General features: G+C 68.6%; 20 protein-coding genes. 4 read left to right on the top strand and 16 right to left on the bottom strand.

The genetic code is table 11. The features are described from left to right. The gene (locus BHQ18_RS22310) at nucleotides 1-966 is read right to left on the bottom strand and encodes an oxygenase MpaB family protein (RefSeq protein WP_069415833.1); all 966 of its coding nucleotides are present in this window, start codon (nucleotides 964-966) and stop codon (nucleotides 1-3) included. Nucleotides 967-1020: 54 nt separating this feature from the next. Beyond that, on the bottom strand, nucleotides 1021-1977 hold the full coding sequence (locus tag BHQ18_RS22305; RefSeq protein ID WP_165614588.1) for an o-succinylbenzoate synthase: 957 nt from the start codon (nucleotides 1975-1977) through the stop codon (nucleotides 1021-1023). A gap of 143 nt (nucleotides 1978-2120) precedes the next feature. On the opposite strand from BHQ18_RS22305, the gene BHQ18_RS22300 reads away from it, so the two are divergent. Genes BHQ18_RS22300 through BHQ18_RS22290 form a run of 3 tightly spaced genes read left to right on the top strand, consistent with a single transcriptional unit; the run spans nucleotide 2121 to nucleotide 4196 of the window. After that, entirely contained in the window at nucleotides 2121-3080 is a 960-nt protein-coding gene (locus tag BHQ18_RS22300) for a pentapeptide repeat-containing protein (RefSeq protein WP_459167237.1), read from the top strand. Between the two features lie 19 nt (nucleotides 3081-3099). Continuing rightward, nucleotides 3100-3582 (top strand): TspO/MBR family protein, encoded by a 483-nt coding sequence (locus BHQ18_RS22295; protein ID WP_069415830.1) that lies wholly within the window; start codon nucleotides 3100-3102, stop codon nucleotides 3580-3582. Beyond that, nucleotides 3579-4196 (top strand): SOUL family heme-binding protein, encoded by a 618-nt coding sequence (locus tag BHQ18_RS22290; RefSeq protein WP_069415829.1) that lies wholly within the window; start codon nucleotides 3579-3581, stop codon nucleotides 4194-4196. Before BHQ18_RS22295 ends, BHQ18_RS22290 begins: the two co-directional genes overlap by 4 nt. On the opposite strand, the gene BHQ18_RS22285 is transcribed toward BHQ18_RS22290, so the two are convergent. The 3 genes from BHQ18_RS22285 to BHQ18_RS22275 are packed head-to-tail and all read right to left on the bottom strand — an operon-like array spanning nucleotide 4197 to nucleotide 8574. Next, nucleotides 4197-5762, bottom strand: a complete 1566-nt coding sequence (locus tag BHQ18_RS22285; RefSeq protein WP_069415828.1) for a long-chain-fatty-acid--CoA ligase — start codon at nucleotides 5760-5762, stop codon at nucleotides 4197-4199. It abuts the gene before it with no gap. A gap of 30 nt (nucleotides 5763-5792) precedes the next feature. Beyond that, entirely contained in the window at nucleotides 5793-7397 is a 1605-nt protein-coding gene (locus BHQ18_RS22280; protein WP_069415827.1) for an amidohydrolase, read from the bottom strand. Further along, the gene (locus BHQ18_RS22275; protein ID WP_069415826.1) at nucleotides 7387-8574 is read right to left on the bottom strand and encodes a PA2928 family protein; all 1188 of its coding nucleotides are present in this window, start codon (nucleotides 8572-8574) and stop codon (nucleotides 7387-7389) included. Before BHQ18_RS22275 ends, BHQ18_RS22280 begins: the two co-directional genes overlap by 11 nt. A gap of 167 nt (nucleotides 8575-8741) precedes the next feature. Here BHQ18_RS22275 and BHQ18_RS22270 point away from each other — a divergent pair, with 167 nt between their 5' ends. Beyond that, nucleotides 8742-9206 (top strand): YciI family protein, encoded by a 465-nt coding sequence (locus tag BHQ18_RS22270; RefSeq protein WP_069415825.1) that lies wholly within the window; start codon nucleotides 8742-8744, stop codon nucleotides 9204-9206. A gap of 8 nt (nucleotides 9207-9214) precedes the next feature. Here BHQ18_RS22270 and BHQ18_RS22265 read toward each other — a convergent pair whose 3' ends face one another. From BHQ18_RS22265 to BHQ18_RS22215, 11 genes are read right to left on the bottom strand one after another with little or no spacing between them, the layout of a single operon-like run. Next, a complete protein-coding gene (locus BHQ18_RS22265) occupies nucleotides 9215-9451 on the bottom strand; it encodes a DUF3253 domain-containing protein (RefSeq protein WP_069415824.1) in 237 nt (78 codons plus the stop codon). 10 nt (nucleotides 9452-9461) lie between these two features. Then, the gene (locus tag BHQ18_RS22260) at nucleotides 9462-10034 is read right to left on the bottom strand and encodes a hypothetical protein (RefSeq protein ID WP_069415823.1); all 573 of its coding nucleotides are present in this window, start codon (nucleotides 10032-10034) and stop codon (nucleotides 9462-9464) included. 2 nt (nucleotides 10035-10036) lie between these two features. After that, the gene (locus BHQ18_RS22255; protein WP_069415822.1) at nucleotides 10037-10837 is read right to left on the bottom strand and encodes a mannan-binding family protein; all 801 of its coding nucleotides are present in this window, start codon (nucleotides 10835-10837) and stop codon (nucleotides 10037-10039) included. After that, nucleotides 10834-11487: an Rv1363c family protein gene (locus BHQ18_RS22250; RefSeq protein WP_069415821.1), complete on the bottom strand. Its 654-nt coding sequence runs from the start codon at nucleotides 11485-11487 to the stop codon at nucleotides 10834-10836. The genes BHQ18_RS22255 and BHQ18_RS22250 overlap by 4 nt, the downstream gene beginning before the upstream one ends. A 21-nt stretch (nucleotides 11488-11508) precedes the next feature. After that, nucleotides 11509-12759 carry an MlaD family protein gene (locus tag BHQ18_RS22245; RefSeq protein WP_069415820.1) on the bottom strand — a complete coding sequence of 417 codons (1251 nt, stop codon included), beginning with the start codon at nucleotides 12757-12759 and terminating at the stop codon, nucleotides 11509-11511. Continuing rightward, complete coding sequence (locus BHQ18_RS22240; protein WP_069415819.1) at nucleotides 12756-14006, bottom strand: MCE family protein; 1251 nt, start codon at nucleotides 14004-14006, stop codon at nucleotides 12756-12758. Before BHQ18_RS22240 ends, BHQ18_RS22245 begins: the two co-directional genes overlap by 4 nt. Further along, complete coding sequence (locus tag BHQ18_RS22235) at nucleotides 14003-15121, bottom strand: MCE family protein (RefSeq protein WP_069415818.1); 1119 nt, start codon at nucleotides 15119-15121, stop codon at nucleotides 14003-14005. Before BHQ18_RS22235 ends, BHQ18_RS22240 begins: the two co-directional genes overlap by 4 nt. Further along, the gene (locus tag BHQ18_RS22230; RefSeq protein ID WP_069415817.1) at nucleotides 15118-16146 is read right to left on the bottom strand and encodes an MCE family protein; all 1029 of its coding nucleotides are present in this window, start codon (nucleotides 16144-16146) and stop codon (nucleotides 15118-15120) included. The genes BHQ18_RS22235 and BHQ18_RS22230 overlap by 4 nt, the downstream gene beginning before the upstream one ends. Continuing rightward, complete coding sequence (locus tag BHQ18_RS22225; protein WP_069415816.1) at nucleotides 16139-17194, bottom strand: MCE family protein; 1056 nt, start codon at nucleotides 17192-17194, stop codon at nucleotides 16139-16141. Before BHQ18_RS22225 ends, BHQ18_RS22230 begins: the two co-directional genes overlap by 8 nt. Continuing rightward, nucleotides 17191-18786 (bottom strand): MlaD family protein, encoded by a 1596-nt coding sequence (locus BHQ18_RS22220; RefSeq protein WP_069415815.1) that lies wholly within the window; start codon nucleotides 18784-18786, stop codon nucleotides 17191-17193. The genes BHQ18_RS22225 and BHQ18_RS22220 overlap by 4 nt, the downstream gene beginning before the upstream one ends. Beyond that, nucleotides 18787-19641 (bottom strand): MlaE family ABC transporter permease, encoded by an 855-nt coding sequence (locus BHQ18_RS22215; protein ID WP_069415814.1) that lies wholly within the window; start codon nucleotides 19639-19641, stop codon nucleotides 18787-18789. Nucleotide 19642 lies beyond the last annotated feature (1 nt).

Below are 19642 nucleotides of genomic sequence, written 5' to 3'. Positions count from 1 at the left end.
TTACGGCCGGCTGGCCGGGCAGGCCGCGGGCGGCGCGAACGAGTCCAGCGAAACCGAGCGGTGGAAGCGGACCAGCTTCTCGTACTCGATCCGATTGCGCGCCAACGGGATCAGCTTCAACTTGTCGGGCAGCACCCGCCACGCCACCTGCAGCGCGCGGGTGTAGAACTCGAACTCGCGGTCGTGGCGGGCGTCCCAGCGGAACCCGGTGAGCTCGCGGACACCGGGGTGCAGGACCCCGAACGAGCAGATCTTGACCACCCGGCCCGCGACCGGTCGCATGACCAGCCACGTCGGGGTCAGCGCCAGCCGCACCGCCGGCGGCAGCAGCAGCGTCGGCAACGGGAGCTTGGTCAATCCGTCGGTGACCCGGCGCAGAAACGGGTTGGTCTGCAGTTCGGTGGCGACCATCTCGTCGTAGTACTGCACGGCCTCGGCGTAGCTCGGCGGCAGTTTGGCGCTCTTGCCGGGTAACTCCAGCGACTGGAACGCCTCGAGCAGTTGCAGGTAGGCGGCGTCCTTCTCGGCCGGCGTCATCGAGATTCCGGTGCACGGCGTGAATGAGTTGAGCACCAGGAACATGCCGCTGACCGCGATCCAGTTCCACAGCCGCGGGTCCAGGGCGCCGTAGCGCACGTCGGTGAAGGCGCCGGAGCCGTGCCCGCGGACGTCGCGATGCAACCGCTTGAGCCGCTCCCCCTCGGCGGCGCGGTCGTGCGGGTCACCCCAGATCGCCAGGAACGCCGAGAACCCACTTCGCACCCCTCGATCCGCGAAGTTGGCCTCGAACCGGCCGGTCCTGTCGACGGCCGCGGCCACCGGCACCAACGCCACCTCGTCGAAGGCCGCCGCGCCGAAGAAGCCGCCGAACGTGCTGCCGCTGTGTTTTCGGAACTCGTACATGACCTTGGGCCGGACGACGCCGGCGGCGCGCTCGACGGGTGGTGCTTCGGCTGTCTCGGTCATGGCGCCTCCACTGGTTGACACACAGACTATCGATCTGTGTCAACGTGTCAACGCTTATCGCAGAATGGCCAGGCACGCGGCGATCCGTTCGATCCACCACTGCCGCCGCTGCGGTGCGGCGGCCAGCGTCTCGAGGCGGGCCGGTTCGGGGACGACGGGCGCGACGGGCAGATATCCGTCCTCGACGCGCAGCGGTGCCGCAACGTCGTCGACGAACAGACCGCCGGTGCCCAGACCGCAGGCGTGGTCCAGCCGCGGCAGCGCGGCAGCGGCCAGCAACCCGCGGCCGATACCGACCGCGGAGTCCAGCGCGCTGGACACCACTATCGGGATGTCGATCTGCGCGGCGATCCGCAGCAGCGCGTCCACCCCGCCGAGCGGAGCGACCTTGAGCACCGCGACGTCGGCGGCGTTCTCGCGCACCACCCGCAACGGGTCGTCGGCCTTGCGAATGCTCTCGTCGGCGGCGACCGGAACGTCGACCCGTCGCCGCAACTCGGCTAGCTCGGCGACCGTCGCGCACGGCTGTTCCAGATACTCCAGCGGTCCGTCGGCAGTCAGCGCGGCGGCCGCGGCCACTGCGTCGTCGAGGCTCCAGCCGCCGTTGGCGTCGACCCGCACGATCGGCACGGCGGCGCGGACGGCGTTGACCCGGGCGACGTCGTCGGCCAGCGTCTGACCTGGTTCGGCGACCTTGACCTTGGCGGTGCGCGCACCGCGAAACCGGCTCAGCACGTCGGGCACCCGGGTGGCGTCGACGGCGGGCACGGTGGCGTTGATCGGGATGCGGTCGCGGCGGGTGAGCGGCGCCGGCCGGTAGGCGGCCTCGATCGCCGAGGCCAGCCAGTGGGCCGCCTCGGGCGGTTCGTACTCGGGGAAGGCGCCGAACTCACCCCACCCCGCGGGGCCCTCGATGAGCGCGACCTCGCGAACCGTGATGCCGCGGAACCGGACCCGCATCGGCAGCGCGACCACGTGCAGGCGATCGATGATCTCGTCGACGTCGGGCATGGTCACCATCCTGCCGGGCGCTCTCCGGCGGACGTCTCGACCGCGTCACAAACCAGTAAGAAACTTTCCGTTTGGCAAACCCGAGAGGGGGCACTTTTCAGTTACTTAACAATCCCTTCTCACGGCGAGGTGTGAAAATGCATGTGTCTGTTCGTTCTTATGTGATCGCGGGTGTCTCGGTGGTCGCGGCCGGTGTCGTCTCGGCCGGGCCGGCCAGCCCGCCGGCCGCGGCACCCACCTCGGAAGCACCCGCGGTGCTGGCCGCGGCGATCACACCCGTCGTGCCCGCGCCGGCTCCCGCTCCGGCACCAGCCTCTGTACCGGGCCTGGCCTCGGCGGCGGCGGCCGACACCGCTGACGTCGCCGCGCTGGCACCGGCGGCGGTGGACCGGCCGGGTATTCAGCTCAGCTTCCTGACCGGCACCCCGAACTTCGGGGCGGGCAACATCGGCGCGTTCAACGCCGGGGTGAACAACACCGGCGTGGCCAACATCGGCAACACCAACGAGGGCGACTTCAACATCGGCACCGACAACGTCGGCGACTTCAACCTCGGCTCGGTCAACGACGGTGACTTCAACCTCGGCTTCGGCAACGAAGGCGACTTCAACGTCGGGCTCAACAACGAGGGCATCCGCAACTTCGGGGCCGCCAACCGCGGCTCGCTCAACCTCGGTGTCGGCAACGTCGGAACGCTCAACGCCGGGTTCTTCAACACCGGCACCGGCAACGTCGGGTTCTTCAACACCGGCGACTACACGATCGGGATCGCCAACATCGGGCTGCGCTACGCGCCGCCGCGCACGACGGCTCCGGTGACCGAGGACGAGATCGAAGCCGAGGACGAGACGCTCAACGGCGTGAGCACCTCCCGCCGGACGGGTGACTCGACGGCATCGCAGACGGGTACCACCCGGGCCGGCGCCAACACGAGCACCACCGGGGCGGGCGCGGGCACCGCGGGCGACGACGACGAGCCCGGTGCTTCGAGCAGCGCCACCTCGGGCACCCAGACCTCGGGCACCCAGACCTCGAGCACCCAGACCTCGAGCACCGGAGCTTCGAGCGCTTCAAACGACGCAGACAGCGACAACGAGGACTGACAACAGAGGAGGCATCACCGTGCAAGCGAAAACACTGATCCCGTCGGCGGCGGCCGTGCTGGCGACCGGGGTCGTCGGCGGGCTGGCCAGCCGGCCGGCGCAGTCCGGATGGTTCAAGCGGATACGCAAACCCGCGTATCAGCCGCCCGGGCCGGTGTTTCCGATTGTGTGGAACGCGCTCTACACCGATATCGCGGTGGTGTCGGCCGCCACGCTCGACGAGCTGGAACGGCAGGGACGCACCGAGGAGCGGCGCCGCTACATCGCCGCTCTCGGTGCGAACCTGGCGCTCAACGCCAGCTGGTCGTGGATCTTCTTCAGCCAGCGCCGGCTCGGTACGGCCGCGGTGGCGGCCGGGGTGCTGGCCGCCAGCAGCGCCGACCTGACCCGGCGCGCCGCCGCGGTGCGGGGCAAAGCGGCCGCACCGCTCGGGTTCTATCCGCTGTGGTGTGCGTTCGCCACCGTGCTGTCGTCGCACATCTGGTGGTTGAACCGCCGATGAAGCTGATCGAGATACCCCGCCAGACCGTCGAGGGCGTGCTGTCGCTCGTCGGTGTCCGCGTCGGCACCGAAGAGCCGCACTACCTATCGACGAAAGTGTCCGACCGGGTGGAGATCCGGCGCTACGGACCGCGCATCGCCGCCGAGACGACGGTGGACGCCGACGAGGAGCGCGCCCGCAACATCGGGTTCCGCCGCCTGGCCGGCTACATCTTCGGCGGCAACCACCGCAAGGAGTCGATCGCGATGACGGCTCCGGTCACCCAGCAGTCCGGCGACACGATCGCGATGACGGCTCCGGTCGCGCAGGCCCGCGACGGTGAACGCTCGACCATCCGCTTCTATATGCCCTCGAAGTGGACGCTGGACACGCTGCCCGAACCCGACAACGACGAGGTACGCCTGACCGAGGTGCCCGGCGAGACGGTGGCAGTGCTGGGGTTCACCGGCGACCGCGGCCCGCGCGCGGTGCAGTCGCACACCGACGAACTGCTCGAGGTGTTGCGGGCCAACGGCATCGAAACCACCGGCGATGCGCAGGCCTGGTTCTACGACCCGCCGTGGACGCTACCGTTTCGGCGGCGCAACGAGATCGCGGTGCCGGTGCGGCAGTAGTTACACCGTGGCGCGTTCGCGACCTTCCCAATACGGTTTGCGCAGTTCCTTTTTCAGGATCTTACCGGTCGGGTTGCGGGGCAGCTCGTCGGTGATGTCGACGCTCTTGGGGCACTTGTAGGCCGCCAGCCGCTCCCGGCACCAGCCGATGATCTCCTCTTCGGTGGCCGAACCCTCGACCGAGACCACGGCCTTGACCACCTCGCCCCACTTGTCGTCGGGCACCCCGATCACCGCGACGTCGACCACCGCGGGGTGTTCGGCGAGGACGCGTTCGACCTCGATCGAGTAGATGTTCTCGCCGCCGGAGATGATCATGTCCTTGAGCCGGTCCTCGACGAAGAGGTAGCCCTCGTCGTCGATGCGGCCGATGTCGCCGGTGCGGAACCAGCCGTCGTCGGTGATCGCCTCGGTCGTCGCCTCCGGCTTGTTGTGGTAGCCCTTCATCAACTGCGGTGTGCGGAACCACAGTTCGCCCTGCGTCCCGGCCGCCACCTCCTCGAGAGAGTCGGGGTCGACGACGCGCACCTCGGCGTTGGGGATCACCCGGCCCGCGCTGACCAGCCGCTCCTCGGGGCCCTCGCGGTGATCTTCGGGAAGCAGTTGGCTGATCACACCGCACACCTCGGTCAGACCGTAGACCTGGATGAAATCGGTGTTCGGCCATGCCTTGAGCGCGGCGCGCAGCAGCGGAAGCGGCATCGGCGACGCGCCGTACACGAACGTCTTGAGCGCCCCGAACAACTTCACCGCGTCCTCACCGGCGTCGAGTACCTTGGCCAGCACGGCCGGCACCAGGAACGTGCGGTTGGCGCCCTTGAGGATCGCGCCGGCCAGCGCGGCCCCGTCGACCTCGCGGGTCATCACGCTCGGCACCCCGTGGTGGATGCCGAACTGCACATAGGACGATCCGCCGACGTGGAACAGCGGCATCGACACCATGTTCTTGTCGCCCTCGTCGAAGCTCCACCCGTTGTGCGCGTTGATCGTGTGGGCGATCAGGTTGGCGTGGGTGATCTGCACACCCTTGGGCCGTCCCGTCGTGCCCGAGGAGTACATGATGATCACGGGGTCGTCGGACTGCACGTCGGCCGCGCGCCCGACAGGGGCCGACTCGGCCAGCAGCGCCTCGTACTCGTCGCCGTCGCCGCCTTCGGGGGTCACGGTAATGATGTCTTCGACCGTGGTCAGGCGGTCGCGGATCCGTTCGATCGTCGGCGCGAAGTCGTTACCGACGATCAGCAGCTTGGCGCCCGAATCGTTGATGACGTAGTCGAGTTCGTCGGCGGCGAGCCGGAAGTTGACGATCGCGTTCGCCGCACCGAGCGACGCGGCGGCCAGTGTCAGCTCGACGCACGCCGGGTGGTTCATGTCGAGGAACGACACCACGTCGCCGCGCGTGATGCCGCGCTGCTGCAGGGCTCCGGCGAGCCTGCGCACCCGGTCGTTCCACTCGGCCCATGTCCAGGAGCGGTCGAAGTAGGTCATCGCTTCGGCGTCGGGTTTGGCTTCGGCCCAGTGCGCCAGCCGCTCGTCGAGGAAACGCGGGTCAGGGAGCTCAGACATGGGGGAAGCGTAGCGACCGGCGCGGTGTGGTCAGTCGCCTTTCGCGTAAACCTGGCGGCCGGCCAGGTACGTGGCCAGCACGTCGAGGTCCGCGATGTCCTCCGGCGGCACCGCTCGCGGGTCGGCCGAGAGCACCACCAGGTCGGCGTACTTGCCCACCTCGATCGAGCCGATCACGTCGTCGGCGAACAACTGGTAGGCGGCGTCGAGCGTCTGCGCCCGGATCGCCTGCTCGACCGAGATGCGTTGTTCGGGGCCGATCACCCGGCCGCTGGGCGCGGTGCGGGTGGCCGCGACGCTGATGTTGCGCAGCGGTTCCTCCGGTGTGACCGGCGGGTCGTTGTGCAGCGAGATCCGCATACCGGTGGCGACCGCGGAACCGCAGGGCATCCAACGGGTTCCGTGTTCGGCGCCGAAGAGGCCGTCGACGATGATGTCGCCCCAGTAGTGGATCTGGTCGACGAACAGGCTGCAGGTGACGCCGAGGTCATGGGCGCGCCGGAGTTGGTCGTCGCGGATCGCGCCGACGTGTTCGAGGCGCAGCCGGTGGTCGTCGCGGGGCCAGCGCCGGAGCGCCTCCTCGTAGACGTCGAGGATGGTGTCGACCCCGGCGTCGCCCTGCACATGGCACGCCATCGGCCAGCCCTTCGGGAAGTAGGCGTGCACGATCTCGGTGAGCTGTTCGCGGGTGTAGTTCGCGTGGCCGCACGAGCCGGGCGCGACGCCGATGGTGCGGGTGGCGTCGGTGTCCAGATACGGGAAAGACAGGTCGATGTTGCCGATCCACGGGGAGCCGTCGACCCAGATCTTGATGCCGACCTGACGGAACAGGTCGTCGCCGTTGTCCGGGGTGGCGTCCGAACTCATCTGCGCGGTGGAGATCTCATAGACCCGCAGCCGCACGGTCAGGTCGGCGCGCAGTTGTTCGACCACCGGGCGGAACACCGGGTCGAACGCCATCTCCGAGCACGTCGTCAACCCGACCTTGTTGAGCCTACGCAGTTCGGCGTGCAGCATCGCCGGGTAGTCGGCCGGATCGATCACACCGGCCAGCAGGCTGAACACCGCGGCGGTCTCCTCGGCGGTGCCGTCGAGATTGCCGTCGGCGTCGCGGCCGTAACGCGCACCTTTGGGGTCGGGGGTGTCGCGGGTCAGACCGAACCGCCACGCGGCGGCGCTGTTGAAGAACGCCTTGTGGCCGGAGTTGTGCACGATCACCAGCGGATCGTCCGGCGCGATGCGGTCCAGCCAGTCCAGCGTCGGCTCCGGTAAGCCGTTCTGCAGCAACGGGTCCCAGCCGTTGAGATAGGCGCCGTCGGGCCCGCGGTCGGCGACCTCCGAGCGGATCGCGGCGACGACATCGTCGGCGTCGGGCAGCGTGACCGGGCGGATGTCGACCATCCGGTCCGACAGCACGATCGCCTCCATCAGAGGATGGCCGTGCGCTTCGACGAGCCCGGGCAGCACGCAGCCGTCGACGTCGACAACCTCGGTGCCGGGCCCGATCCAGCCCTCGACGTCGCTGCGGGCGCCGACGGCGACGATGCGGCCGTCGGACACCGCGAGCGCCTCGGCGGTGGGTTGGCGGTCGTCGACGGTCAGAACCGTTCCGCGGATGACGAGTTCAGCGGGCATCGATGCTCCCTGTGTCGGCTCTGGGTCGGCCCCAGAAATTGGTCAGCCCGACATCGGTCCAGGTGACCCGGCCGTCGGGGCGCAGCACGATCAGGCGATTGTCGTTGCTGGACTCGAACGTCCCTGGGGCCGGTGTCGCGACGACGAGGATGTCCCCGCCGGGCGTCGTGGTCGCCCGGTGCACGTCGTACAGGTCGGCCACCACCGCCACAGTCTCCCCCGATCCGATGTCGATCAGCCGCAGCGACTCTCGCCCGGAACCGTGCGGGTCGTCGCCGCGCACGAGCACGACGCCGCTCACCGTACCCAGGTCAGCGGCCGCCGAGTGGTGGTTGGTGAACATGGCCGTGCCTTCGTCGAGTTGTGCGGCGGTGGCCAGCGCGGCGGGGGTGCGCACGATGTCGTAGACCAGTCGCGGCCGGTCCAGATCGTCGACGCGGGTGAGCACCTGGTTGCGGCCGTCGGGCCATCGGCGGATCAGGGTGCCGGTCTGCCGCGACAGGTGTACCGCGCCGCCGTCGGGCAGCACCATGTGTTTCGGGGTGGCGGCCGGGTCGACCTCGTTCATCACGAACGTCGCGTCGCGGGTGGCCGCCGAATCGGCGATCAGCGTGCCGCGCCACGCGTCGGCCACCTCGGCGGGTGCGGGCGCGGCGTCCGTCGTACCCAGCGGTATCTGCACGACGGCACCCGACCGGGTCAGCGCGACGACCGCGCGAACGCCCGGATCTACGTGGTAGGCGGTGTAGGCCAGCGCGTAATCGTCGCCCAGCCCGGGGATCTGGTCGTTCTGCGCGACGATCCGACCGTCCTCGGCTGCCACGATCGAAAGGCCGTAGTCGGTCGCGACGTACACCAGGCCGTCGGCCACCGCGAGTACCGCACGCTCCCAACCGTTCTCGTCGTGCAGTTGCACATCCCACAGCAGTTCGCCGGTGTCCAGCGACACCGCGGCGAGGCGTTCCTGCCACGTGTCGTCGGTACCGAACGGCGCTTGACGTCCACCGCCGGTGCGCCCGTAGGCGACCAGCACGGCCGGCTGATCAGCGACGGTCGCGAAGGCGACGACAGCTCCGACGCTGGACAGCGGACCGCCGACCAGCCGCGGGAAGGCGTACATCAGGCCGACCGCGCTCACCGCCACGACCAGCATGCCTGCGATGCGAACGAACTTCATGATCGATTGTCGGCGGCGGCGCCTAAGCGGGCTCTGGCCGCGATCTGAGGAATCCCGATGACTTCCGATGAGAAAAGTTCTCGGGTCGTGTCGAATTCTGTGGGATCCCGTTCGACGTAGTTGCGAGGGCACGACAGAGAAGGCCCCGAACCGAAGGAGACATCGAGATGGCGCGTTACATGCTGATCATGCGGTCCACCCCCGAGGCCGAGGCCGCGATGGCCGAGCAGGAGATCGACTTCGACCAGATCATCGAGGAGATGGGCCGGTTCAACGAGGAGCTGATCAAGGCCGGTGTGATGCTGGCCGGTGAAGGGCTGACCGGGCCCGAGGAGGGGTTCGTCGTCGACTTCAACTCCGACCCGCCGGTGGTCACCGACGGCCCCTACACCGAGGCCAAGGAGCTGTTCAACGGCTTCTGGATCCTCGAGGTGTCCTCGAAGGAGGAGGCCAAGCAGTGGGCGCGGAAGATCCCGCTGGGCACGGGGGTGAAGGTCGAGGTGCGACGGGTCTCGGAGACCGCCGACTTCCCGCTCGACAACCCCTGGGTCAAGAAGGAGATCCAGTGGAAGGCCGAGCTGGCCGAGAAGATCGCGGCGCAGGCCCGCGCGGAGGCCGACCGGCTGGCGTAGCTCGTCGGCTACTTGGCGCGGATCCGGATGGGTCCGCGCCAAGTCGCGTCGGGGTCGAGCACCTGGCCCTTCTGGCTGATCTCCACCTCGCCGGCGCGGGCCAGTTCGCGGGCGGCCTCGCGGGCGTCGTCCATCAGGTCGCGCCACGACTCGCCGCCGACCGCGCGGGCCGCGTCCGACGGGCAGATCGTCTTGTCGGGCGCGCGTTCGCGGGCCAGCTCGAGGATCGCGTCGCGCAGGCTCACAGACCGAACCCTACGCGCCGTGGCACACCCCGGAGTCGCGGATCACCCCGCCGTAGACGTTGGCGGTCGCGATGTTCGCGTTGATCTGGCCCGACGGCAGCCGTTTCTTGATCTTGTCGCTGATCTGGGTGAACTGGTACCACAGCCGGTAGATCGAATCCCCGTGGAACAGCGGCGAATACTCGCTCTGATCCGGGTAGTTGATGATGAACAGCGTGTGCGCCCGCGGGTCCAGGAAGGCCGCGGACTGGTCCAGGTTGGCGGCGACGACGTCACCGGCGTGCGCGACGCCCGGCAGCGACCAGTCGTCGTCGCGGTCGTCGAGGAAACGCTGGAACCCGAACACCTGGGCCATGAGTTGCTCGTACTGGGCGTTGAACCACTGGCACGATTCGCGCTGCGCGGTGATCTGCTGCGGGGTGACCCGGATCTGCCAGAGGTTGTACGGGAACACGGTGTAGTCGGGCTGCCAGTCCGACGGGTACGGGGTGAACACCGGCAGCGTCGGGGCGGCCGGTTCGGCGCCGGCGGTCGGCACGAAGACCAGCGCCGCCGCGATGAGCATCGACAGCAGCCGGAACATGGTCAGCTGCCGCCGTATTCGGGTCGCAGCACCGGCGCCAGCGCGGTCAGCGGGATGCGGGCCTGCACGGTGCCGCCGTCCATCGACCACTGCATGAGGCCCGGGCTGAAGTTGGTGGGGCGGTCGCGGCCCACCGGGTAGTCCGGCATGTAGATGAGCAGTTCATCGGGGGTCAGCGCCCACGCCTTGTACGCCCCGGAGTACACCTTGTCCGGGGTCCAGCGGTCCGGGGTGAACGGATAGGTGCCGGGCTGGTGCGGCGGCGGCGCGGCATCGAGGGCGGCGACGATGAACGGCGCACCCAGGCGGGGGATCTCGACGAAGGGGTCGACACCGGGTTTGAACAGATCGGCCAGCTGCAACTGCCGCCCGCCGGCGAAGGTGAAGGTGCGGTAGGCGTCGCTGACGATCGGCGCATTCGGATGCGCCAAGGCGTCGGTACCGACCGTGCCCGAGTACATCTCGTGGAAGACGACCGTCATCGCCTCGCCGCGTTGAAAGATCTGGAAGTGCTGCTCGCCGAAGCTGTTCTGGACCATCTTCACCGCCGCGGTGCGCCAGTTGTTCATCAGGTTGGTGAGGTACTCCCGAATGACGGGGTTCTCCACGAGATCGCCGGGCAGCGCCATCTTGATGTCGCGGGTGGCTTTGCGCTCCGACACCACCGATGTCGTGCAGAACTGCCCGTCCCACTGCCCGCCCAGCTCGGAGCAGAATGAGGGCGCCGACGCGTTCACGGCCGGAGCGGCGACCAGCCCGGCGGCGACCAGCGACGCGGCGACCACGCCCGCCAGGTGCCTCATGGAAGCTCGACTTTACTTGCGCGCCAACGACCGTCGACGTACTCCATGGTCATCTTGATGCGGCTGCGGTCGATGCGCGGGTCGGGCACGTTGGTGTTGGAGACCGACTGGTCGACGAACAGCAGCACCACCGCCCTGTCCTTGCTCGCCGACTGGACCGCCGACTCCAGAACGACGCCGTGCGCAGAGGCCTTGTTGTCGATCAGCAGCTGGCGCAACTGCGAACTGGATTGCGAGTACATGTCTTTGAACTCGCCGGTCGCGCCGTCGAGCACCGCGTCGAAGTTTTCGTCGACCTTCTCCGAATCGATGCTCGTCAAGACCTGCGCGTAGTCGGTGGCCGCCTGCCGGGCCTGTTCGCCGGCCTGGGCGAGTTCGCGTTCCTGCCACAGCTGCCAGCCCAGGAAACCGACCGCGGCGACCAGCGCGACGAACACCGCCGCCAATGCCCCCCACAGGACCGGGCGGCGCCAGTTGCGGGCGGTGTTCGCGCCATCGTCGTCTCCGGGTCCGTCGTCGTCGGGGCCGTCGTCGTCGGCCTGGGTCTCGGGCGCGCTGTCTTCGGCGGCGTCCTCGGTGTCGGTGCCGGTCTCCTCGACGTCGTCGGGCTTGCGGTCGGCGTCACGGTCTTCGTCGGTGTGCACGGACATACTCATCTCCTAGCGTTGCGCTCAGCGCGGCGGCTCGATCGGAAGCGTCGGGCCACCGTAGGGCGTCGGAATCGTGTAGCGCCCCTTGGGTGTCGGATCGGTCTGGCGGCCGAGGTCGGCACCCGGCGGCGGTCCTGCGGTGTCGTCGCCGGCGGGCCGGGGCGCGTTCTTGGCGCCGCGGACCAGCACGCCCGGGTGGTCGTCGCGGCAGTAGGTGTACATGAACGGCTCCGGGTAGTCCGCCGATGACGGCGGGCGCTTCGGTGTGCCGTAATCACAGGTGTACCGCGGATAGATCTCGGCGGTGCCCCACAGCCCGCCGGTGTGCATCGCGGTGCCGAGCGCGTCGAGCACCGAGGTGCGGTAGCTCGGGAACAGCGCGTTGAGCGCAGGCACCCGCAGATACAGCAGCCGCGACGTGGTTGTCAGGTTGCCCAGCAGCTGCACCATGGTGTCGGAGTTGTCGACGAACAGGTTGTCGACCTTGGCGAGCGCGTCCGGGGTCTGGTTGGTCAGCCGCCGGTAACCCTCCTTCATCCGGTTGATGCCGTCGAAGGTCTCGGTGAGATTGTCTGAGGCGGCGTCGATTCCGGCGTTCTTGTCGGCGACCATGGTGAACACCACCTGGCTGGTCCGCAGCAGCGAACTGGTTTCCGGCAGCACCGAGTCCAGGGTGGACAGCAGGAACGTGCCGCCGTCGACGATGTCGGCTAGTTTCTGCGGTCCGGCTTCGCTGAGGCTCAGCTCTTTCCGGATGAGTTCGAGCTTTTCGGTGTCGGCCTGGGCCAGCGCGCCGTCGGCGTTGGCGAGCAGTTCGGCGAGGCTGACCGGGACGGTGGCGGTGCCCTGGCCGATGTGCGCGCCGTCGGCCAGGAACGGCCCGGTCTCCGCCTCGGGGACGAAGTCGATGTACTGCTCACCGGCCGGCGACAGCCCCGACACCCGCACCGCCGAGGACTGCGGGATCTGCACCGAGGACCTGACGTTGACGATCGCGTCGACCCCGTCGGGAGTGATATCGAGCCGTTCGACCCGCCCGACCTGCACCCCCCGCAGCGTCACGTCCTGGTTGGGCAACAGCCCCGCCGACTCCGGCAGCGCCACGGTGAGCCGGTAGCTCGAGGCGAACGGGTTCACCCGCAGCGCCCCGAACAACAGGTACGCGGTCGCGACGACGAGCACCATCACCAGCCCGATCGCCGAGAGCCAGGCCCGGCGGCGGTAGCCGAACCGGACGACGTCGACGATCCGGTCGGCGGCCGCGGCGATCATCGGGGCGCCTCGGCGGGCAGATGCGCCGGCGCCGCCGGCGCAGGTACTGCGGGTGGTGCGGGCGCTGCGGGCTGGGGCGCCACGATGATCTCCCCGGGTTCGGTGGGGCTCGGGATCACCGGAACTTGCGGCACGCCAGGGCCTTTGCCGACGACGCGCTCCTGCAGCCGCCACAGCGTGTACTTCAGCGTGCCGACCAGCTGATGCCAGTCGTGCCGTTTCGGACCGTGCAGGCCGGGGTCGCCGGCGTAGCTGATGTCGGGGATGGAGCCGAGCACCAACCGGTCCACGCTGGCGTCGAGGGCGATCGCGTTGCTGGTCATGGTCTTGATGAACGGCGGCAGCAACCGGTTCAGCGCGTACAGCGTGGCGTCCGGTGCCAGTGCCACGTCGTTCCAGGCCTTGGCGACGGTGTTGGCGTCGGCGATGACGCTGCGGCCGCTGGTGTCGGTGCCCGCGATCGAGGGGAACTTGCGGGCCTGATCGGAGACGCCGCCGAAACGTTGGATCAGATCGGCGATGTCGGTCGCGTGCGTGGCGAGGGTGTCGGTGGCCGGGCGGGCTTCGGCCATCACCTCGGCCAGCGCCTGGTTCTTCGCGGCGATCTCGTTGGCCAGCCGCGACGTCTCGCTCATCGCTGTCGAGATCTCGTCCGAGCGTGCGTTGAGCTTGCCCAGCGTGTGGTTGGTCTTGCGGATCAGCGTGCCGAAAGCCTGGCCCTGGTCCCCGGTGGCCTTGCCCAGACCGTTGATGATGTTGGTGAAGTTGCGCACCGCGCCGCCGTTGACCAGGATCGCCGCCGAACCCAGCACCGATTCCACGGTGGCCGCGGCCGTCGTCGACTCCAGGCCGATGGTGTCGCCGTCTTTGAGCAGCGGCGTGCTCGGCGGCACCGGACTCGGGGGCTTGAGCGCGACGAACACGTCGCCCAGCGGTGTGGCCGAACGCAGTTCGGCGGTGCTGCCCTGCGGCAACTGCACCCCGTCCATGATCCGCAGCGTGGTCACCGCGGTGTAGTTGCGGGCCACCATCGACTCCATCTGCCCGACGTCCGCACCGGCCAGTTTGACCTTCGCGTTGGCGGGCAGGTTCAGCGCGTTGGTGAACACCGCGGTCACTTCGTAGCCACCGCTGCCCACACCCGGCGCCGGCAGCGGCAGGCTGGCCAGACCGTCAGTGGCGCAACCGGATACGGCCAGACAACTGGTGGCCACCAACGCTGTGGCGAGCCTGCGCGCACCCGTCATCTCTGTCCCATCGCCGCGAGACCGTCCAGCATGTAGCTCAACCCGAAGTCCGGGCCGAAGTCCTGCAGTGTTCCTGTGCTGCAACCCAGTTGCCGCAGGCCCATCATGTTGCAGACCTCTTTGATCAGCTGGTTGTCGAACAGGATCTTGTCGGTGACCACCTTGACCCGCAGCGCGCCGTTCTTCTGGTCGGCGACGTTGTACAGGTTGTCCAGTGTCATCGGTGCGACGTCGAGGAACTCCATCAGATCCCGCTCGTGGTCGACCGCGGTGTTCAGCACGATGTCACCGTTGGCGACGAGGTCCTTGATCGAGTCGCGGTGGGTCTCGAGCACCTGGCTGGTGTTGGTGAGCACCTCGTTGATCTTGCGGCCGGTGGTGCCGGTGCCGAGGTCCTCGTCGGCCAGGATCTGGCTCATCGCCCGCACCGAGGAGCCGAATTCGCGCATCAGCTCGTCGTTGCGGGCGGCCGCGTCCGACAGCGAGCTCACGTTGCGCACGATCGTGGTCAGCTGGTCCTTGGTGACGGTGCCGCGGTCGGCGCTGAGCCGCAGCGCATTCGACAGTTCACCGAGCGCGTCTTTCATCTGCTGTCCGTTGCCGTCGACGATGGCGGCGCTGGCGTCGACGACGTCGGCGACCGGGCCGTTGCCCTTGCCGTCTCCGCGCAGCGACACCGCGAGCTTGTCGAGAACGTCGAGGACCCTGGCGAATTCGACCGGGGTGCGGGTGCGGTTCAGGCCGATGGTGTCGTGGTTCTCCAGGGTGGGACCGTCCTGGTAGGGCGGGGTGAGCTCGATCTGGCGGTCGGTCAGGATCGAGTTCGAGATGGTGGCCGCCTGGACGTCGGCGGGCACCTTGACGTCGTTGTCGACGGTGAACTCCACCTCGACGTACCCGCCCTTCGGGGTGATCTCGGTGACCGTGCCGACCGGCATCCCGAGCACCGCGACCACATTGCCGACGTAGAGCCCCGAGGCGCTGTCGAACTGGGCTGTCACGGTGATCACGTCGAGCCGGTCCGCGGTGAACTTCACCACCGTGACACCGACCGCGAGCACCACCGCCAGCCCGACGGCGACGATCGCGATGATCCGAGCTCTGGTGAATCTCATTTGCAGTCCTGGTAGTACTCGATCATGCCGAATTGCTTGGCGCGACCGCTGATTGCGCACATCCACGAGTCGACGAGCAGGCCGCTGGAGGCGTTGAAGTCGATGGCGTTGCCGGTGCCGGTGATGTTCGCGATGCCGCGCAGCGCGATCGGGCCGGTCTGCAGGATGCTGCGCACCATGCCGTCGTTGCGGCCCAGCAACGTGGAGAGCTCACGCAGGTTGGCGAGCAGCTCCTCGAGCTCGGGGCGGTCGTCGATGACGATGTCGCTCAACTTCTGCACCAGGTTGGTCAACGCGTCCATCATCGCGTGGAAGGTGGCGCGCCTGGCGACGAACTCGCCGAGCAGCGAGTTGCCCTGGTTGACCAGGTTGCCGATCGTGGACTGCTGACGGCGCAGCGTGGAGCTGACCAGTTCGGTGGTCTCGAGCAGTTCGCCGAGCTGGTCGCGGCGCTGCGCGATGATCGTCGAGAGGGTGTGGGTGTTCTCGAGCGCCTGCGGAATCACCGGCGGCAGCGTCTCGAGCTGCCTACCCAGGATCGACAGCGTCTCGGCGAACTGATCGGAGTCGACCTGTTCGTAGGTGGTGGTGACGTCGGACAGGGCTTCCTGCAGGTCGTAGGGGACCTCGGTGTGGGTGAGGTCGAAGGTGTTGTCCGGCAACGACCCCGGGCCGTCGGGGAACAGCGCGAGGTAGCGCGAGCCCAGGATCGTCGTGATCTTGATGGAGGCGCGGGAGTCCTCCCCGAGCACGACGTCGTCGCGGACCTTCAGGCCGGCCTCGACGTGGTCACCTTTGAGCTCCATGCTCGACACCTCGCCGACCGGGATGCCGGCCACGGTGATCGGGTTGCCCGGCTGAAGCGCGGCCGCCTGCAGGAAACGGGCGGTGTAGTGGTGGTACCCGATGTCGGCGACCTTGACCGCCAGCAGCGCTGCGACGAGCACGGCGACGACCGCGACGGCGATGACGCCCAGCCACGTCTTGCTGTAGCTCTCCAGGGTCTTCGGCGTTCGATCAGCCATTGGCCATGTTCCTGCACTTGGGGGTGTAGCGGGCCTTGTTGCCGGGGGTGGCGGCGTCGACGATGATCGGCGTCACGTCGTTGAGGCCGGGGAAGAACGCGGTGGCGTCGAGGTTGCAGGCGTACGCGTTGGCGTAGGTGCCCTCGCCGGTGATCCGCGCGAAACCCTTGAGCATCAGCGGCAGGTTGGCGCCAACGAACGCCAGCTGCGGCTCGATGCCGAGCATGTGCTTGGCGAATCCCGGCTGGCGCTGCACCATTTCGTTCAGCGGCGGGTACACCTCGTCGGAGATCGTCGACAGCTGGCGCACCACCTTGGCCATCGACCCCATCGAGTCGATCAGCTGGGGCCGGCGCGCGTCGAACGTCGACACCACCGAGCGGACCTCGCCGACGATGTGGTCGAGGTCGTCGTTGTGCCGGGCGAGGTTGGCCACCACGAGGTTGAGATCGGTGATCACGCCGCCGAGTTCCTCGTCCTGTCCGGCGAACGCGTCGGTTATCTCGGCGCTCTGGTCGACCAGCGCGGTGATCGACCCCTCGTCGCCCTGCAGCGACTGGATCACGCCCTTGGTGAGGTTGTCGGCGTGCCGCGGGTCGAGCACGCTGAACAGCGGCTCGTAGCCGTTGAGCAGCGTGCCGACGTCGAACGACGGATCGGTCTGCTCGACCGGGATCGTGCTGCCGGCCGGCAGCGGGTCGGGATCACCGAGGGAACCCAGCGACAACCCGAGGTAGCGCTGCCCGACGATGTTCTGGTAGGTCACCGAGGCGACGGTGGTACCGAGCAGCCGCTGCTCGCTCTGCACGACGAACGAGACCTTCGCGTGTTTGCCCTGCAGCTCAATGTTTTCCACGCGGCCCACCCGCACGCCGGCCATCCGCACGTCGTCGCCTTCGCGTAACCCGAACACGTCGGTGAACACCGCCGCGTACGGCACCGTGGACCCGGCGACGTCGCGCCGCAGCGTGACGTACACCAGCCAGGTCAGCGTCATCGCCACCACCATGAACAGCGACAACCCGATCAGCGCGCCGCGTGCCTTCATCGGGGCTCCTCTCCCGGCGCGACCGTGGTGCCGCGGGCCACCGGGCCGAGTAGCAGTTGCGTTGCCGTGCTGACGGGTTGGCCGGTGATGGCGCTGAGCGTCGCGCGCTCGGCCGGGCTGCCGACCGGACCGACGTTGCCGCCGAACGACGCGGGCGCGGCCTCGGCGGGCAGCGGGCCGGGCGGCGCGGGCGCAGCGGGTGGTGCGGGTGGCGGATCGCCCGGTTTGGGCGCCACCGGCGCCAACGGCGACTGGTTGACCGGCGGCGGGCCGACCGGGATCAACGCGTCGTTGGCCGTCAGCGGCACCGGCGGCGCGGGTGACATCCACGGCGGCAGCGGCGGATTCGGGTCGGCCAGGCTCGGGTTCGGGTTGACCAGCGGCGGGCCGACCGCGACGAGGTTGCCGTTCTCCCCCAGCACCGTGCCCGGCGGCGGGGCGAGATCCTTGGGCGGCTGGTAGTTCTGGGGCAGCAGCACGTCGGGCAGTTCGGGCCGGGTCACCACGAGCGGTGCGGTGTAGCAGCTCGGCGCCAGGAGCTCGCCGTACTTCGGGCAGTCCGCGCGGGTGTAGGTGTAGGTCGGCGTGAGCGACAGGTTCATCCGCATGTTGCCGATGTCGCGTTCGGGACGCCACACCTCGGTGAAGAACTTGTCGGACAGGCCGTTGAGTTTGACGAACGCCGGCAGCCAGTGGTGCGACGTGTCGGCGAGGTTGCCCATCACCGGGGTCAGCTCGGAGGTGATGGTGACCATCCGGTCGGTGTGGTTGTTCAGCGCGGTCTCCACGGTGCCGCTGGTGTGCAGGCCGCTGCTCATGAGCGCGTCGAGTTGGGCCCGCTGCTGGACCAGCGTCTGCATCGGCTCGACCGCCTGGTGCAGTGCGTCGATCAACTCCGGTGCGGTGGAGCGCAATCCGCGGGTCGCGTCGATGAGTGCCGACACGGTGGTCGGTCCCGGATCGGTGGCGACGATCGCGTCGACCTCGTCGATGAGACGGTTCAACTGCGCGCCGCTGGCCAGCAGCTCGGTGCGCCGGTCCTCGGTGGCCGCGTTCACCGCGGCCAGGATGCCGACCGTCTTGTCCTCGCGGCCGCGGCCGGTGGCGGCCAGGATGTCGCGCAGCTTGCTGATCGTGGTCTGGAACAGCACCGTCGGCAGCTCGGTGTCCTCGGGGATGTGCGCGCCCGCGCGGATCGGCGGGCCGGGATCGCCGGGATCGACGAGCTGCACCGACGACACCGCGAACACGTTGCTGGGCACCACCCGCGCGGTGACGTTGGCCGGGATCGCCCGGGCGTAGGTGGGATCGAGGTTGATGTGGACGTAGTTCGGCTCGCCGTGCGCGGCCGGGGTGACATCCTCGACCGCGCCGACCAGTACGCCGTGGTACTTGACGTCGGAGCGCTGCGGCAACCCGTCACCGACGTTGGCGAGGTCGGCCACCACGCGCACGAACGGATCGAGCCGTCCTGTCGACTTGACCAGCAGCGCCCCCGAAATCACCGCCAGCACAACGAGAACCACGACTCCCGTGGTCACCAGCTGACGGTCGGTGGGCCCGCGCCCGTCCAGGTCAAAGGAATTCGCCACTCAGCCCCCGAACCTCGCGCCGGCGTCGACGCTCCACAGCGCCATGGTGAGCAGCATGTTGACGATGATCACGACGGTGATGCTGGCGCGCATGGCATGGCCGGCGGCGACCCCGACACCCTCGGGACCGCCGGTGGCGTAGAAGCCGTAGTAGCACTGGATCGTCGTCGCGATCCACACGAAGATGATCGCTTTGATCAGCGAGTACAGGATGTCCTGACCCGACAGCATGAGCGTGAAGTAGTGCAGGTAGGAGCCCGTCGCGCCGCCACTGATGGCCATGACCACGAGCTGCGTCGTCAGATAGCTGACCGCCAGGCACACCACGTACAGCGGGATGACCGCGACGACGGACGCCACCAGCCGGGTGGTGACCAGGTACGGGATGGGCCGGATCGCCAGCGACTCCAGGGCGTCGATCTCCTCGGCGATCCGCATGGAGCCCAGCTGCGCGGTGAACCGGCAGCCGGCCTGCGTGGCGAACGCCAACGACAGTGCGATCGGCGCGAGTTCGCGGGTGTTCACCAGCGAGGAGATGATCCCGGTCGCCGGCCCCAGGCCCAGCAGGTCGAGAAAGTTGTAGCCCTCGATGCCGACCAGCGCGCCGACCGTGACACCGAGAACGATCGCCACGCCTGCGGTTCCGCCGCCCACCACCAAAGACCCGTTGCCCCAAACGATGTCGGACAGCAGCCGGACGAACTCGGTGCGATAGTGGCGCAGCGCCAACGGGATCGCCGCGATCGCGCGGACGAAGAACATCAGCATGTGGCCGAGCCGGCCGATCGGCGGGGTGGTCTTGCGGTACAGACGCACGAAAGGCGTCAGGACCGGCGGTACGAACGTCGCCGCCATC

It is taken from the genome of Mycolicibacterium flavescens (assembly GCF_001722335.1).
GTDB classification, from domain to species: domain Bacteria; phylum Actinomycetota; class Actinomycetes; order Mycobacteriales; family Mycobacteriaceae; genus Mycobacterium; species Mycobacterium flavescens.
This window is presented reverse-complemented; position numbering and strand designations above follow the sequence as displayed.

Excerpts from the sequence above, each read along its gene's own strand:
- BHQ18_RS22310 (WP_069415833.1), bottom strand. The coding sequence starts at position 966 with ATGACCGAGACAGCCGAAGCACCACCCGTCGAGCGCGCCGCCGGCGTC.
- BHQ18_RS22305 (WP_165614588.1), bottom strand. The coding sequence starts at position 1,977 with ATGCCCGACGTCGACGAGATCATCGATCGCCTGCACGTGGTCGCGCTG.
- BHQ18_RS22290 (WP_069415829.1), top strand. The coding sequence starts at position 3,579 with ATGAAGCTGATCGAGATACCCCGCCAGACCGTCGAGGGCGTGCTGTCG.
- BHQ18_RS22285 (WP_069415828.1), bottom strand. The coding sequence starts at position 5,762 with ATGTCTGAGCTCCCTGACCCGCGTTTCCTCGACGAGCGGCTGGCGCAC.
- BHQ18_RS22280 (WP_069415827.1), bottom strand. The coding sequence starts at position 7,397 with ATGCCCGCTGAACTCGTCATCCGCGGAACGGTTCTGACCGTCGACGAC.
- BHQ18_RS22275 (WP_069415826.1), bottom strand. The coding sequence starts at position 8,574 with ATGAAGTTCGTTCGCATCGCAGGCATGCTGGTCGTGGCGGTGAGCGCG.
- BHQ18_RS22270 (WP_069415825.1), top strand. The coding sequence starts at position 8,742 with ATGGCGCGTTACATGCTGATCATGCGGTCCACCCCCGAGGCCGAGGCC.
- BHQ18_RS22260 (WP_069415823.1), bottom strand. The coding sequence starts at position 10,034 with ATGTTCCGGCTGCTGTCGATGCTCATCGCGGCGGCGCTGGTCTTCGTG.
- BHQ18_RS22255 (WP_069415822.1), bottom strand. The coding sequence starts at position 10,837 with ATGAGGCACCTGGCGGGCGTGGTCGCCGCGTCGCTGGTCGCCGCCGGG.
- BHQ18_RS22250 (WP_069415821.1), bottom strand. The coding sequence starts at position 11,487 with ATGTCCGTGCACACCGACGAAGACCGTGACGCCGACCGCAAGCCCGAC.
- BHQ18_RS22245 (WP_069415820.1), bottom strand. The coding sequence starts at position 12,759 with ATGATCGCCGCGGCCGCCGACCGGATCGTCGACGTCGTCCGGTTCGGC.
- BHQ18_RS22240 (WP_069415819.1), bottom strand. The coding sequence starts at position 14,006 with ATGACGGGTGCGCGCAGGCTCGCCACAGCGTTGGTGGCCACCAGTTGT.
- BHQ18_RS22235 (WP_069415818.1), bottom strand. The coding sequence starts at position 15,121 with ATGAGATTCACCAGAGCTCGGATCATCGCGATCGTCGCCGTCGGGCTG.
- BHQ18_RS22230 (WP_069415817.1), bottom strand. The coding sequence starts at position 16,146 with ATGGCTGATCGAACGCCGAAGACCCTGGAGAGCTACAGCAAGACGTGG.
- BHQ18_RS22225 (WP_069415816.1), bottom strand. The coding sequence starts at position 17,194 with ATGAAGGCACGCGGCGCGCTGATCGGGTTGTCGCTGTTCATGGTGGTG.
- BHQ18_RS22215 (WP_069415814.1), bottom strand. The coding sequence starts at position 19,641 with ATGGCGGCGACGTTCGTACCGCCGGTCCTGACGCCTTTCGTGCGTCTG.